Source organism: Intrasporangium oryzae NRRL B-24470 (assembly GCF_000576595.1).
Taxonomy (GTDB): Bacteria; Actinomycetota; Actinomycetes; order Actinomycetales; family Dermatophilaceae; genus Intrasporangium_C; species Intrasporangium_C oryzae.
Map to the genome: position 1 here is coordinate 23,549 of NZ_AWSA01000004.1, position 14,237 is coordinate 37,785.

Genomic DNA, 14,237 nt, shown 5'->3' on the forward strand with positions numbered 1-14,237 from the left:
GCGCCCGAGAGTCAAGCGATCGTGGCGCTTGTCTCAGGTCACGGGCGGCCGTGCGGTGCGCACCAGCACCTCGTCGGTGCGCCAGTCCGCGACCGCCTCCTCCTGGGCAGGTGCGAGACGACGCGTCGTGGCCCGTGTGAGGAGTCGCTCGAGGGTGCTCCGAGGCGGTGTCCCGCCCCGGAGCACGGTCTGGCTCCCGACGGCGCGGACGTCGAGCTCGTCCTGCTGGAGCGAGCGTGGGTCGAACTCGAGGGTGCTCGTCACGAGCTTGAGCTGGTCGGTCACCGCCACGGTGCCGGCCGCCCAGAGCGCGTCGGAGACCTCGCCGGACAGCGAGACGCTCGTCGACTCGCCCGGCCCGAGCGCGACCGAGCCGGAGGGAAAGGCGTCGGTGAACACGCCGTAGGTCTCGGTCAGGTCGAGGAGGGCACCCCACAGGGTCTGGTCGGTCGTGTTCGTGATGGTGAGGGTGAAGGACGGAGTGTTCTCACCGGCATACGAGAGCTCGACAAGCGAGCCGGGCGGCGCGGGGCCGCCGGGCGTCGTCACGGTGAGGCGCAGGGCCCCCGCGGGGAGCCGGGTGGCGGGGTTGTGCAGCCCCGAGAGGCGCACCCACCGTGCGACGTGCTCGAGTGCGGCCACGACACGTGACTCGCGACCCGTGCCCGCCACGGTGGGCACGAGGGGGCGCGTGACGCCGGGACGGGTGATGACGAAACCCTCCGGACGCGCCTCGACGAGCAGGTCCGCCCCGGTCGGGTCGTCGACGAGCGCGATGAGCGTCGAGTCGGCCGCCCCCGCCGCGTCGCGAAGGGTGGCCGTGCCTGCTTCGTCGCCGAGCACCGCCACCGCGAGGGGCTGCAGCGGGATGGAGGTGACGACGGCCCGATAGACGTAGTCCTCGTCGAGCGGGCGCGACAGGGCGACGAGGCACCGGTCGGGCAGCACCCGGGTCACCGCGCCCGTCGCGAGCGGTGCGCCGGTCGTCTCGGACGTGAGCGGGTAGACGGCGAGCTCGGTCGTGTCGTCGCCGATCGGCTCGGGAACGCCGTGGACGGCCCCTGCGTCGATGCTCCACCCGTCGGGCAGGTGGCTCAGGGTCAGCAGGCGGGCCGTGCGTGACACCGCGCCGCCGAGGAAGGGCTCGTCGAGCTCGTCCGGGTCGACCGCCTCGAGCTGCGGGTGCTGCTCGACCACCCGCCGCTGGACGCCCGCCGACACGATCCGCAGGACGTCGCGGTAGGTCGGCAGGCCGTCGGTCTCGCGCAGGGCGGTCTCGAGGGCGGCCGAGAGGGCTCCGCGGTGCGCGCCGAGGACGGTGACCTCCTTGGCCTTCTCGTCCGCGCGGCAGGCTGCCAGCAGGACGTGGCGGCCCACGGGGCCTCCCCAGCGAGCGGTGAGTCCGCGCACCGCGCCCGGTGCCGGTCCGCCGGTGGCCGCGTCAGCCACCCCTGGCAGGAAGCTGCCGACGGGCCGCCGCCTGGGGTCCTCCGGCGCGAGGCGCACGTCCTCCTCGACGTCACGTGTGCCACCGCCCGAGTGGCAGCAGTCGAGCACGACGAGCAGATGGCATCCCGACGCGGCCACGCCTGTGAGCAGCGTCGCCAGCTCCTTGTCGGCGAGGTCCCAGCAGCCGGGCTGGCGGCTGTCGACGAGGACGATGGTCTCGTTGCGGTGGTCGGGCTCACCGGCCCACAGCTCCGGGGGACAGGCCTGCTGCGAGCCGTGTCCGCTGTAGTAGAGCAGGGCCGTGTCGTCTGCGGACGCGCGACCGAGCTGGGTGGAGATCGCCTCGACGACGGCCGCCCTCGTCGCCGCGCCGTCCGTGAGCATCGTCAGCTCGAGCGTCCCCGCCGGTGTCCGTCCCTTCAGCGTCTCGGCGAAGGCCGTCACGTCGTTGACGCAGCCGGCGAGCCGGGGGATGGGCGGCGGGTAGGCGTCGATGCCGACGAGGACGGCATACAACCGGGAGGGCACGTCAGCCGCCGGCCGGGTCGCCGAGGACGAGGGGCTGCCAGATCGCTGGGCGACGCTGGACCGTACGCTCCGGGTTGCTGCTCACCATCTTCCGCAGCTCCCACGCTCGGGTCCGGGCCGCGTCGCTGACGTTGAGGTTCGTCGCGAAGACGGCACCACGCGAGGGCGGTGCGGTGACACCGAGCTCACGCCACGGCACCCGAGCCTCGATCTCGTACCCCGAGTCGCTGAGCGACCGGGCGGCCGTGATCGCGGGAACGGCGCCCCCGGCCGGGAAGTCGCCGCCCACCGCGAGGTTGATCGACGCGGCCGCCCCATCGGTCGTCAGGCCGATGATGACGTGCCGGTCCTGGCCGTTGCGCAGACCGGCCGAGGTGCCGAGCTCGCGGGCATCGGGCCCGAACTCGAAGGAGATGGCGTCACCTCGCCAGAACTGCGCCGGGTTCGACACGTCGACGAACCGGTGGACCGGGTCCGTGACGACGGCATGCACGTAGAGCGCGTCGCGGTCCCAGACGGTCTGCCACCGTGCCGCGAGGCCGTCGTCGATCGGGGTCTTGGGATAGACCTGTGCGTCGACGGCCACCGACGGCACCGACGACCAGTCGTCGAATGACCCGTCGATCCGGGGCGGGGTCACGGTGCACGACGCCACGATCGCCCGGTCGACGGCCGCGATGTCCACGGCGGGCCCGCACGCCGCGATGACCGCATCGGTGCCGCCATCGGTGCCGCCACCACCCCCGTGGTCGGCCAGCTGCCACCAGGCGATCCCGCCTCCGACGGCGAGGGCGAGCACGCCGGCGCCCACCGCGAGGCCGAGGCGACGGCCCCGCCCCGGATCGGGCCGTGGCGACGCGCCGCCGGTGCCCTGGAGCTGCTCCGTGTCGGTCGCACCGGGACCGGCTGCCGAGTCGCCGAGCTCACCCACTCCCGTCCCGGGCCCCGCCGTGTCACCGAGTCCCGCCGAGTCACCGAGTCCCGCCGAGTCACCGAGTCCCGCCGAGTCACCGAGTCCCGCCGAGTCACCGAGTCCCGCCGAGTCACCGAGTCCCGCCGAGTCACCGAGTCCCGCCGTGTCACCGAGTCCCCCCGAGTCACCGAGTCCCGCCGAGTCACCGGGCTCACCCACGCCCGACGCGGATCCCGACCCCAGCCCCGACCCCAGCCCCGACCCCAGCCCCGACCCGGCCTCGGCCTCCGTCTCACCTGGGCCGTCCCTGCCCTCCACGACCGGGCGGACGCGCTGGAGGAGCGTCGTCACGTCGGCGTAGTCGGGTTTCTCGGCGGCGAGCTGCTCGAGCATCGGCAAGGCCGTCTCGGGGGCCTGCGCCGCCAGCGCGCCCTGGGCCGCGTCGTAGAGCGACTCGAGTCGACGCTCGCGGCTCGGGCTCGCTGCCGTCGCGGCGGCGGTGAAGGTGAACGGCTGGTCGCTGCCCGAGCGGAGCAGGACGGCCGTGCCCCACTCGGAGGCCTCGTCGGAGACCGCCATCGCCTTGCGCACCTCGCACATCGCGGCGTCGATGCCGAGACCCCGGGTGAGGAACCAGTAGAACTCGTGGCTGAAGACGAGGGCCGCCCGGTCGGAGATCTCCGTCTGCATCGCGACGACGGCGGGCAGGCCCTGACGCACGAGGGTCTGGGCGACGCCGGAGAAGGCGTCGCGCCCCGACGTCCGGGCTCCCTCACAGGCGTTGAGGACGGCGAGCTGCATGTCGCGGGCGTCGTGGAGCAGCGTGCCGAGGCGGGCCCCGCTCACGCGGTGGGCCGTCCCGTCGTCGCGCTCGAGGACGAGGACGCCCTCCTGGCTCTGCGCGTCGAACCCGCCGTGCCCGACGAAGTGGAAGACGTGGACGTCGTCGATGAGGGCGCGCTGCAGCTCGGTCAGGGTCGCCGTCTCGAGGACGACGAGCTCGAGCTGGCCGCTCGCGACGAGGTCGCCGGTCGTCGCCCGCAGGAGCTGCTCCTCGCGCTCGACGGCAAGGGGCGGCAGGTCGCTCGGGCTCGAGATCATGACGAGGACGCGCAGCGGCGGCTCGACGGTGACCGCGGGCGGCCGGTCGACCGAGTCGATGAGGCGCACGACCGGCGTCTCCTTCGACAGGGTCAGGAACCGGTCGAGCCGCCGGTCGTAGAGGTACTCCCACGGCACCGGCTCGAGCTCGGGGACATCGGACAGGCGCAGCCGGAATCGCAGGTCCTTCCCCTCCGCGGCCGCTCCGGCGAGGCTCGTCCGGAACGCGTCGCCGACCGCGCCCGACAGGAGCGCGTCGCCGAGCCGGCCCCCGTAGTCCTGCACGTCGACGACCCGCGCCGTGGCCGGCACGACGCGGCGCGAGGCGACCCGCGGCGGACCCACCGCGACCATGAACTGGGCCAGGTCGGTCGGCGTGAAGGGGAGCGCGAAGGGGGATGACGCGGAGCCCGCGGGCGACGCGACGACGTGTGCGGCATACCCCTGCCCCTCGTGGACGATCGCGAGGTCGAAGTCGACATAGTCACGAGCCATGGGATCCCTGTCCGGCGAAGGAACCTGATCGTGCATCGAGGCTACGCCGGGCTGGTCGCGCCCGGGGGACGAATCGGGACGTCCGCCACCCCGGGTACGATCGACTCGGGCGCCCGCCGCGTCCGCGGACGAGGGAGCCGTACCCGCCCAGCGACAAGACGGCCAGAACGGCTCCCACCATGCACTGGCTCGTCCTTGTCCTCTCCGGCGTCATGGAGGCCGTCTGGGCCACGGCGCTCGGCGCGTCCGACGGCCTGCGCCGACCGGGCCCGACCGGTCTCTTCGCCGCGAGCGGCACCCTCTCGATGGTCGGGCTCGCGTGGGCCATGACCGAGCTGCCCGCCGGCACGTCGTATGCCGTGTGGGTCGGCATCGGCGCCGTCGGCACCGTCCTGCTTGCCGTGCTGCGCCGGCAGGAGCGTCTCGGGCTCGCCCGGGGAGCACTGCTGCTCGTGCTCGTCGTCTGTGTCGCCGGCCTCAAGGCGGTGTCGTGATGCCCTGGGTCCTGCTCGTGCTCAGCGCGTTCCTCGAGGCCGTGTGGGCCTCGGCGCTCGCCGCCTCCGACGGCCTCAGCCGTCCGCTGCCGGCAGCCCTCTTCGGCGTGGCGATCGTCCTGTCGATGCTGGGCCTGGCCAGGGCGGCGCGCTCGATCCCGATGAGCACGGCGTATGCCGTGTGGACGGGTCTCGGGGCCGCGCTGACCGTCGCCTGGGCGATGGCCTTCGGTGAGGAGCAGGCATCGGTGGCCAAGGCGCTGCTCATCGCCGGGATCGTCGGGTCGGTCGTGGGACTCAAGCTCGTCGGGCATCCCGAGCCGGTTCGGCCCCGCCGCGCGGACGGCGGCGAGAGCCCTGGCGCGGGTGGGTCGTCGTGAAGCGGGAGGCCCGACGGCGGACGCGACGCCGTCTCGGTGTCGGCGGGGCCGGGTGGGCGGCCCGCGCCACGGCGGTCCGGTAGAAGAGGACCTTGCCGATCTCGATGAGGGCCAGGTAGGCGAGGACCATCACCGCGAGCGCGGCGAAGAACGGCCACGGCAGTGGGGTGAACCCGAGCGGCCCGGCCAGCGGCGTCGCCGGGATCACCGCCCCGACCGTCGCGACGGTGACGACGGAGAGCGCGAGCGGGACGCTCGGCCGGCTCCGGAAGAACGGCACCCTCCGCGTGCGGATGACGAAGATGACCAGCGTCTGCGTGGCGAGCGACTCGACGAACCAGCCCGACCGGAAGAGCTCCGGGCCGGCATGGAATCCCCAGAGCATGACCGCGAACGTGGCGAAGTCGAAGAGTGAGCTGAGCGGGCCGAACGTCACCATGAACCGCCGGATGAAGCCGATGTCCCAGTGCGAGGGCCGTCGCAGCTGCTCCTCGTCGACGCGGTCGGTCGGGATCGTCAGCTGGCTCGAGTCGTAGAGCAGGTTGCCGAGCAGGATCTGGGACGGCAGCATCGGCAGGAAGGTGAGGAAGATCGACGCGCCCGCCGCCGAGAACATGTTGCCGAAGTTGCTCGACGTGCCCATGAGGACGTACTTCGTCGTGTTCGCGAAGATCCGCCGGCCCTCGGCAACGCCGTCGGCGAGGACGTCGAGGCTCTTCTCGAGCAGGAGGATGTCGGCCGCGTCCTTGGCCACGTCGGTGGCCGTGTCGACCGAGATGCCCACGTCGGCGGAGTGCAGGGCGAGCGCGTCGTTGACGCCGTCGCCGAGGAAGGCCACCCCGCCGCCCAGGCGGCGGCGGACCCGGACGATCCGCGACTTGTCCTCAGGGGAGACGCGGGCGAAGACCGTGACCTCCGAGATCCTCGCGGCGAGGGCCTCGTCGTCGAGGTGGGCCATCTCGGGGCCGGTCAGCGCGCCCTCGCCGAGTCCGAGGTCGCGGCACACCTTGAGCGCGACGATCGGGTTGTCGCCGGTGACGACCTTGACGTCGATCCCGAGGCTCTCGAGGCGCCCCAGGGCCTCGCGGGCGTCGGACTTCGGCGGGTCGTGGAAGACGAGGAGCCCGACAAGGCGCAGCCCGGCCTCGTCCGTCACGTCGAGGGTGTCTCCGGGCACCATCGGTCTCGTTCCGACGGCGACCACGCGGTTGCCGGCGCGGAACTCCTCGTCGAGGGCTGCGGGCATCGACGCGGGGACCTCGACGCAGCGACCGAGGACGGCCTCGGGGGCCCCCTTCGTGACGAGTGTCGGCGGTTCGTCGTCGAGCAGGACCGACACCATCCGCCGCTCGTGGTCGAAGGGCAGCGTCGCGATACGGCGTCGCGCGCGTGCTGCGTCGCGGATCCGCGCGGTCGCGGCCGACTCCCAGAGGGCCGTGTCGAGCGCGTTGCCGACGCCGAGCGGGGACTCCGTGGCGAGCAGTCCCATGAGGAGAACCTCGTCGGGGTCGATCCCGGGGCAAGGCACGACCCGCGCGAAGCGGATCCGGCCCTCGGTCAGGGTGCCGGTCTTGTCGGTGAAAACCGTGTCGATGTCACCCAGGTCCTCGATGCAGACGAGCCGTTTGACGAGGACCCGGTGCTGTCGGAGCTGCGCCGACCCTGCGGCGAGGCTCGTCGAGACGACGGCGGGCAGCAGTTGCGGCGTGATGCCGACGGCGATCGCGAGCGAGAAGAGCAGTGCGTCGATGAAGGGGCGCTGGAGGATGACGTTGATGACGAGGATCGAGCTCGTCAGGGCCCCGGCGACCCAGACGAGCATGACCGAGAAGCGCCGCAGACCCCGCTCGAACTCCGTCTCGAGGTGCCGGGTCGCGAGCCCGGCGGCGACGGTGCCGAACTCGGTCCGCGCACCGGTGCCGACGACGACGCCGAGAGCGTTCCCCGACGTGACGATCGTCCCCATGAGCGCGCACGAGGCCAGCTCGGCGAGCGGCGTCTCCGGGGCGACGGGGTCGGGCCGTTTGCCGACGGGCTCGGCCTCCCCGGTGAGGACGGCCTCGTCGCAGGCGAGCTCGCTCACCTCGAGGAGGCGCAGGTCGGCCGGGACCAGGTCGCCGAGGCCCAGGTGGACGAGATCGCCGGGGACGAGGTCCCTGACGTCGACCGACTCCGTCGTGCCGTCACGCACGACGACCGCCCGGTGCCGGACCTGGTCGTGCAGCGCCTCGGCCGCCTGCTCGGCGCGGTACTCGTTGACGAGGCCGAGGCCGACCGAGAGGGTCACGATGACGCCGATGATGACCGCGTCGGTCCGCTCCCCGACGAAGTACGACGCGACCGCGGCGGCGAGGAGAAGGCCGAGGAGCGGTGAGCGGACCTGCCGCCACAGGACGGGCAGGAGCCTGGCCCGGTGCGTGGCGACCGCGTTCGGTCCCCACCGGGCGCGTCGGCGGAGGACCTCGTCCCGCGAGAGGCCGCGGGTCGGGTCGACGTGCAGGCGGGCCGTGACCTCGCTCGCGGCGAGCGTCGCCGCGGCGGCGACGGAGAGCGACTCGCCGGGGGCCGGCGGACCTCGCCGATCAGGGGCCGGAGCGCCGCGTGCAGCGGGCGCGTCCTGGCCGGTGGGGCCCGTCCGGGCGGCAGGCGGGCGATCGAGTCGGCCCATGTCGCCAGTCTAGGAAGGGCCAGGCGGGCTCCCGAGCGTTCCGGCGAATCCGACGCAGCCCGGGCACGGGCCGCCGCCGACCACTACAGTCCGACCATGAGCGGGTGGTGGCTCGAGGCGCTCGGCTGGTTCGGTTCGGCGGTCCTGGTCTGGTCGCTGCTCCAGACGCAGCTGACGCGGCTGCGCCTGATCAACCTCGTCGGGTGTGCCATCCTCATCGTGTACAACGCGATCGTCGGGGTCTGGCCGATGGTCGGGCTCAACATCGTGCTCGCCGCAATCAACATCTACTACCTCTGGCAGTCCAGCCGGACGAAGCACGACGCCGACGCCTACGAGGTCCTCGAGGTCGAGGGCGACGACACGTACCTGCGGCACGTCATCCGGGTTCACGAGGCCGACATCCGCCACTTCAACCCCGGCTTCGTCCACGACCCGTTCACCGGTGACCGTGCCTACCTCGTCCTCAAGGGCGACGAGACCGTCGGCGTCGTCCTCGTCCACGAGACGGGTGCCGGGACCGCGCAGCTGCTCCTCGACTACGTCACGCCACGCTTCCGCGACCTGTCGCCCGGCGAGTTCGTCTTCGGCCCCGACGGGCCGTTCCGCCGGCGTGGCTACCGCAAGGTCCTCACCCCGCCGGGGATGGTCGACCCGTACTACGAGCGGCTCGGCTTCCACCGCGAGGGCGACGCCTTCGTGCTCTGAGCGTGGCCCGTGCCGGTCCGTACCGGTCCGTGCCGGCTCAGGCCGGCTCAGGCCGCTCAGCCCACCTCGGCCACCTCGGCCATCTCGGCCGGCTCGGCCCGCCCCGCCAGGGTGATGCAGCCACCGAGGGTCAGGGCGAACCCGGCCAGGGCGAGCGGCGCCCACCCCGCGCGCACGCCGTCGCCGAGCCAGACCAGACCGATGACCGCGGGGACGACGGTCTCCGTGGCGAAGGTGATGGCCGCGACCGTGGTCACCCGTCCGCGGGCCAGGGCGAAGGCGGACGCGACGGTCGCGAGGACGGCGTGGAGGATCAGCGCGCGGAGCACCCAGACGGTCGGCGAGTCGAGCACGTGCCACCAGGGGTCCGGGATGGGCAGCACCCGCGCTGCGACTCCGACGCCGCCGAAGCCGAGGCCGGCGGCCAGGCTGAGCACGACGGACCCGCGAGCCCGGACGGGGTCGAGCAGTCCCAGCGCGAGGAGGAGACCGACGAGGGCCGCGCCGGCGAGCAGCCACGCGGCCGTGCGGGCGTCGCCCGGCCGGGCCTCGCCCTCGGTGGCAGACAGAGCGAGCCCGACGAGCCCCACGCAGACGGTCCAGAGGGCGACCACCTCTGCGCGGCGGAGCCGGACGTGCAGGACGCGGACGGAGAGGACGGCCGTCACGGCGACCGACGAGGCGATCGTCGACTCGACGAGGAAGAGCGGCAGGGTACGCAAGGCGGCCACCGACGCGAGGAAGCCGAGGCCGTCCAGGCCCAGCCCGGCGGCATACGGCCAGCCGGCGCGGAGCGTGTCGGTCAGGGAGGGACGGGGCGGGCGGCTCGCGAGCCTGCGCACGCCGATGGCCTGCAGGATCGTCGCGGCGCCGTAGGCGACGGCCGCGACGAGGGCACCGAGCAGACCGAGGATCACCTGTTCAGGGTGGCGCAAGCGGCTGGGAGGGAGGTGGACGACGAGGCGGTATGCCGCTCGGCCCGTCGTCGGTCACGCCCGGGTCGGGCGCGAGGAGCGTCTCAGACGAGACGCTGGCACTTGCTCATGAAGCGCTCCGGGTCGACGACCGCGCGGTGCACCTCGCCGCGGGCGATCTCCTCGCCCTCGGAGTCGATGACGGTCACGTGGCAGACGAGCCGGCGCCCGTCGTTGATCGGCTCGGCGCAGTTGACCGTGACCACCGCGTCGACGGGGCTGCCCTTGACGTGCTCGAACTTGACCATGGTGCCCACCGTCGTGCGGTCGGCCGCGATCGAGCTCTTGCACATCGTGAAGGCGGCGTTCTCGCACCACGTGATGAGGACCGGCGTGGCGAGGACCTCGAGGTCACCGCTGCCGACGCTGGCGGCGGTGTTGTCCGGGGTCACGGTGTGCTGGAACTGGCGCATGGGCATTGCCTGAGTCTGACAGACGTCCCTGAGGCGACGACCCGGGTGTCCGCGTGTCAGCCGACGCCGGCGGCGGCGGGCTGGGACCCTGTCGCCGTGACCAACCCCGTATGGGTCCTCTGCTTCGCGCTCGGCGTGACCGCCCTGCTCAACTGGCGTTCCGTCGCGCTCGGGGACCACGCCGTGGAGCGGGTCACGAAGCCGACGTTCATGGTCCTGCTCATGGGCCTCGCCTGGGCCCTCTACGCCGAGGGCCGGGTCGCCGGCGCGCCGCCGCTGACCCCGGTGCTCGTCGCGCTCGGCCTCAGCCTGGTCGGCGACATCGCCCTGCTCAACGCGACCGAGACCCGGTTCCTCGTCGGCCTGGCGTCCTTCCTGCTCGCCCATGTCGCGTGGATCTGGGCGATCGCCCGGTCGTCGGGGACCGGGGGGTTCCCGTGGCTGCTGCTGCCCACGGTGCCGCTCCTGCTCGTCGTGCTCGCGCGGTTCGGCCGTGAGGTCGTTCGCCATGCCGGCCCGCAGCGGGTCCCGGTCTTCGTCTACGAGCTGGTCCTCGTCGGCCTCGTCCTCGTCGCCGCCTGGCGGGGCGACTGGGTCGTGCTCCTCGGGAGTCTCGTCTTCCTCGCCTCCGACACGATCCTCGGGCACGACCGGTTCGTGCACGAGCGTCGGTGGGCGCCGCTCGCCGTCATGGTCACCTATCACGCGGCACAGGTGCTCCTCGTCGTGGGCCTGCTCCGCTGACAGCCTGAATGCCCGACGTGCCGAGCCTGACGGCTTGGTCGTCCGGCTCGAGCCGGGCTGCGGGTGCCCGTCGTCGGTCGACCCGTATGTGCAGGAGCATCTGGTTTGGGCACTGCGCTAACCTTGGGTCCATGGCTGGTCTGCTGCTCCTTCCGCAGCCGCGTTGACGAAAGTCGGGGCTCCCCGACATCAACGCGGCTCCCCTCCTGTGCGAGGGGTTTTCTTTTGCCCCCGCAGTGGGCGCGAGGGGCGCGACCAGACCAGCGAAGCGACGAAAGAGACGACATGAGCCAGGCTCCGATCACTCCGAGCACCCCGACCGCGTCCGCCAACGAGACGCCCTTCCGCTACACCGCAGCGATGGCCCGCGACATCGAGATCGCGTGGCAGGACCGGTGGGAGGAGGAGGGCACGTTCAACGCCCCGAACCCGGCCGGCCCCTGGGCCGAGCCGGAGAAGGTCGGCGCGCTCGGCCAGAAGCTGCTCGTGCTCGACATGTTCCCCTACCCGTCCGGAGTCGGCCTCCACGTCGGCCACCCGCTCGGGTACATCGCGACCGACGTCTACAGCCGCTTCCACCGGATGCTCGGCAAGAACGTCCTCCACGCCCTCGGCTACGACGCCTTCGGCCTGCCCGCGGAGCAGTACGCCGTGCAGACCGGGCAGCACCCTCGGAAGACGACCGAGGAGAACATGACCAACATGCGGCGCCAGCTGCGGCGCCTCGGCCTGGGGTTCGACAACCGCCGGACGTTCGCGACGATCGACGAGGACTACTACCGCTGGACGCAGTGGATCTTCCTGCAGATCTGGGACGCCTGGTACGACGCCGACGCGGTCCGCGCCGACGGTGCTAAGGGCCGCGCCCGGCCGATCAGCGAGCTCGTCGCCGAGCTCGAGTCGGGGGAGCGAGCCATCCCCGATGGCGACGGTCGCGCGTGGGCCGACCTCGGCTCCACCGAGCAGGCGAAGGTCCTCGACGGCTTCCGCCTCGCCTACACCGACGAGGCACCGGTCAACTGGTGCCCGGGTCTCGGCACGGTCCTGTCCAACGAGGAGGTCACCAACGAGGGACGCTCAGAGCGAGGCAACTACCCCGTCTTCCGGCGCAACCTCTCGCAGTGGAAGATGCGGATCACCGCGTATGCCGACCGGCTGGCCGACGACCTCGACGGGGTCGACTGGCCCGAGAAGGTCAAGCTCATGCAGCGCAACTGGATCGGGCGATCCCACGGCGCGCGCGTGACGTTCCCCGTCGTGCTCGGAACGGGCGAGACGGGCGGCATCGAGGTCTTCACGACACGGCCCGACACGATCTTCGGCGCGACCTTCATGGTCATCGCCCCCGAGCACCCCCTCGTCGACTCGCTCGTCCCCGAGGGGGCCTGGCCCGAGGGCACCCACGACGACTGGAAGGGGCAGCACGCGGCCGCGAGCGCGACCCCGAAGGAGGCGGTCGCGGCATACCGGCTGGCCGCGTCCCGCAAGAGCGAGGTCGAACGGCAGACCGAGGGCAAGGACAAGACGGGCGTCTTCACGGGCTCGTTCGCCACGAATCCCCTGACGGGACAGTCGATCCCGGTGTTCGTCGCCGACTACGTCCTCATGGGTTACGGCACAGGCGCGATCATGGCCGTCCCCGGGCACGACGAGCGCGACTTCGAGTACGCCTCGAAGTTCTCGATCCCGATCGTGCGCGTCGTCGCCCCGACCGCGGAGCAGGCCGACATGCCGCTCACCGAGTGGTTCGTCGGCGATGGCGTCGCGGTCAACTCGGCCAACGACGCCGTGTCGCTCGACGGCCTCGGCATCGACGACGCCAAGGCCCGCATCATCGCCCACCTGGAAGCCGGGGGCATCGGTCACGGCACGATCAACTACCGAATCCGAGACTGGCTCTTCAGCCGCCAGCGCTACTGGGGCGAGCCGTTCCCGATCATGTACGACGAGGACGGCGTCGCGTATGCCGTCCCGGAGGAGCAGCTGCCGCTGACCCTGCCGGACGTGCCCGACTACTCGCCGAAGACCTTCGACCCGGACGACGCGCAGAGCTCGCCCGAGCCGCCCCTCTCGCGCGTGCCCGAGTGGGTCAACGTCGAGATGGACCTCGGTGACGGTCGCGGCCTGCGCCGGTTCCGCCGCGAGACCAACACGATGCCCAACTGGGCCGGCTCGTGCTGGTACTACCTGCGCTACCTCGACCCGGCCAACCACGACGCCCTCGTCGACCCCGAGAACGAGCGCTACTGGATGGCGCGGCACGCCGAGCCGGTCGCCGGCGCGCCCGCAGGGACCCGTGACCCGGGTGGTGTCGACCTCTACGTCGGCGGCGTCGAGCACGCGGTCCTGCACCTGCTCTACGCGCGGTTCTGGCACAAGGTGCTCTTCGACCTCGGTCACGTCTCGAGCGAGGAGCCGTTCCGCAAGTACTTCTCCCAGGGATACATCCAGGCGTGGGCCTACACCGACTCGCGCGGGCAGTACGTCCCCGCCTCCGAGGTGCGCGAGGAGCCGGGCAAGGACGGCGAGCCGACGTTCGTCTGGGAGGGCCAGCTCGTCAACCGCGAGTACGGCAAGATCGGCAAGTCGCTCAAGAACTCGGTCAGCCCCGACGAGATGTACGACGCGTACGGCGCCGACACCTTCCGCGTCTACGAGATGTCGATGGGCCCGCTCGAGCTGTCCAAGCCGTGGGAGATCCGTGCCGTCGTCGGTTCGCAGCGCTTCCTCCAACGTCTGTGGCGCAACGTCGTCGACGAGGAGACCGGTGCGGTGCGCGTCGCCGACGTGAGCCCCGACCAGGCGCTGACGACCCAGCTCCACCAGACGATCGCCGGCGTGCGCGAGGACTACGAGGGGCTGCGGTTCAACACCGCCATCGCCAAGCTCATCGAGCTCAACAACGCGGTGACCAAGCTCGACGTCCCGCCGCGCGAGGTCGTCGAGGCGCTCGTGCTCATGCTCGCTCCGGTCGCCCCGCACATCGCGGAGGAGATGTGGGCGCGCCTCGGGCACGACGGCGGCGTCGCATACGCCGCCTTCCCCGTGAGCGACCCCGCCAAGATCGTCGAGAGCCAGGTCACCTGCGTCGTGCAGATCAAGGGCAAGGTCCGCGACCGCGTCGACGTCGCGCCCGACATCTCCGAGGACGAGCTGCGCGAGCTCGTCCTCGCACGCGACAAGGTCAGGGCCGCGACTGCGAACGGTATCCGGACGGTCATCGTCCGGGCGCCCAAGCTCGTCAACGTCGTCCCGCTCTGACCTGGACTGCCCTGGACTGGCTGTCCATCGTCGTCGCCCGATGGCCATGACAGATCGCCCCGACCCCGGCCCGGACCCCACCGCGCGGGGCGGGCGCGATCGCGCCTGG

The 14,237-nt window shown here is 72.3% G+C and carries 10 protein-coding genes and 1 riboswitch; of the genes, 5 read left to right on the forward strand and 5 right to left on the reverse strand.

The window, feature by feature from the left end:
* Nucleotides 1-33: 33 nt before the first annotated feature.
* Entirely contained in the window at nucleotides 34-1,977 is a 1,944-nt protein-coding gene (locus N865_RS02525) for a caspase family protein (RefSeq protein WP_034801225.1), read from the reverse strand.
* Between the two features lies 1 nt (nucleotide 1,978).
* A complete protein-coding gene (locus N865_RS23690) occupies nucleotides 1,979-4,486 on the reverse strand; it encodes a CHAT domain-containing protein (protein WP_084327879.1) in 2,508 nt (835 codons plus the stop codon).
* A gap of 103 nt (nucleotides 4,487-4,589) precedes the next feature.
* A riboswitch (guanidine-III (ykkC-III) riboswitch) is annotated at nucleotides 4,590-4,653 on the forward strand.
* Between the two features lie 12 nt (nucleotides 4,654-4,665).
* Between N865_RS23690 and N865_RS02540 the strand changes: the two genes are divergently transcribed.
* Complete coding sequence (locus N865_RS02540; protein WP_034801227.1) at nucleotides 4,666-4,980, forward strand: DMT family transporter; 315 nt, start codon at nucleotides 4,666-4,668, stop codon at nucleotides 4,978-4,980.
* Complete coding sequence (locus N865_RS02545) at nucleotides 4,980-5,360, forward strand: DMT family transporter (RefSeq protein WP_051509946.1); 381 nt, start codon at nucleotides 4,980-4,982, stop codon at nucleotides 5,358-5,360. Before N865_RS02540 ends, N865_RS02545 begins: the two co-directional genes overlap by 1 nt.
* On the opposite strand, the gene mgtA is transcribed toward N865_RS02545, so the two are convergent.
* Nucleotides 5,278-8,028: a magnesium-translocating P-type ATPase gene (mgtA, locus tag N865_RS02550; protein WP_084327880.1), complete on the reverse strand. Its 2,751-nt coding sequence runs from the start codon at nucleotides 8,026-8,028 to the stop codon at nucleotides 5,278-5,280. The two genes, N865_RS02545 and mgtA, sit on opposite strands and share 83 nt — an antisense overlap.
* A gap of 96 nt (nucleotides 8,029-8,124) precedes the next feature.
* Between mgtA and N865_RS02555 the strand changes: the two genes are divergently transcribed.
* Nucleotides 8,125-8,736: a YgjV family protein gene (locus N865_RS02555; RefSeq protein WP_034801231.1), complete on the forward strand. Its 612-nt coding sequence runs from the start codon at nucleotides 8,125-8,127 to the stop codon at nucleotides 8,734-8,736.
* 56 nt (nucleotides 8,737-8,792) lie between these two features.
* Here N865_RS02555 and N865_RS02560 read toward each other — a convergent pair whose 3' ends face one another.
* Both N865_RS02560 and N865_RS02565 read right to left on the reverse strand, forming a co-directional pair.
* Entirely contained in the window at nucleotides 8,793-9,653 is an 861-nt protein-coding gene (locus tag N865_RS02560) for a hypothetical protein (RefSeq protein ID WP_034801233.1), read from the reverse strand.
* Nucleotides 9,654-9,754: 101 nt separating this feature from the next.
* The gene (locus N865_RS02565; protein ID WP_051509948.1) at nucleotides 9,755-10,129 is read right to left on the reverse strand and encodes a thioesterase family protein; all 375 of its coding nucleotides are present in this window, start codon (nucleotides 10,127-10,129) and stop codon (nucleotides 9,755-9,757) included.
* Nucleotides 10,130-10,219: 90 nt separating this feature from the next.
* On the opposite strand from N865_RS02565, the gene N865_RS21540 reads away from it, so the two are divergent.
* Nucleotides 10,220-10,867 (forward strand): lysoplasmalogenase, encoded by a 648-nt coding sequence (locus N865_RS21540; protein ID WP_157557524.1) that lies wholly within the window; start codon nucleotides 10,220-10,222, stop codon nucleotides 10,865-10,867.
* 285 nt (nucleotides 10,868-11,152) lie between these two features.
* A complete protein-coding gene (leuS, locus tag N865_RS02575; RefSeq protein WP_051509952.1) occupies nucleotides 11,153-14,128 on the forward strand; it encodes a leucine--tRNA ligase in 2,976 nt (991 codons plus the stop codon).
* Nucleotides 14,129-14,237: the final 109 nt, after the last annotated feature.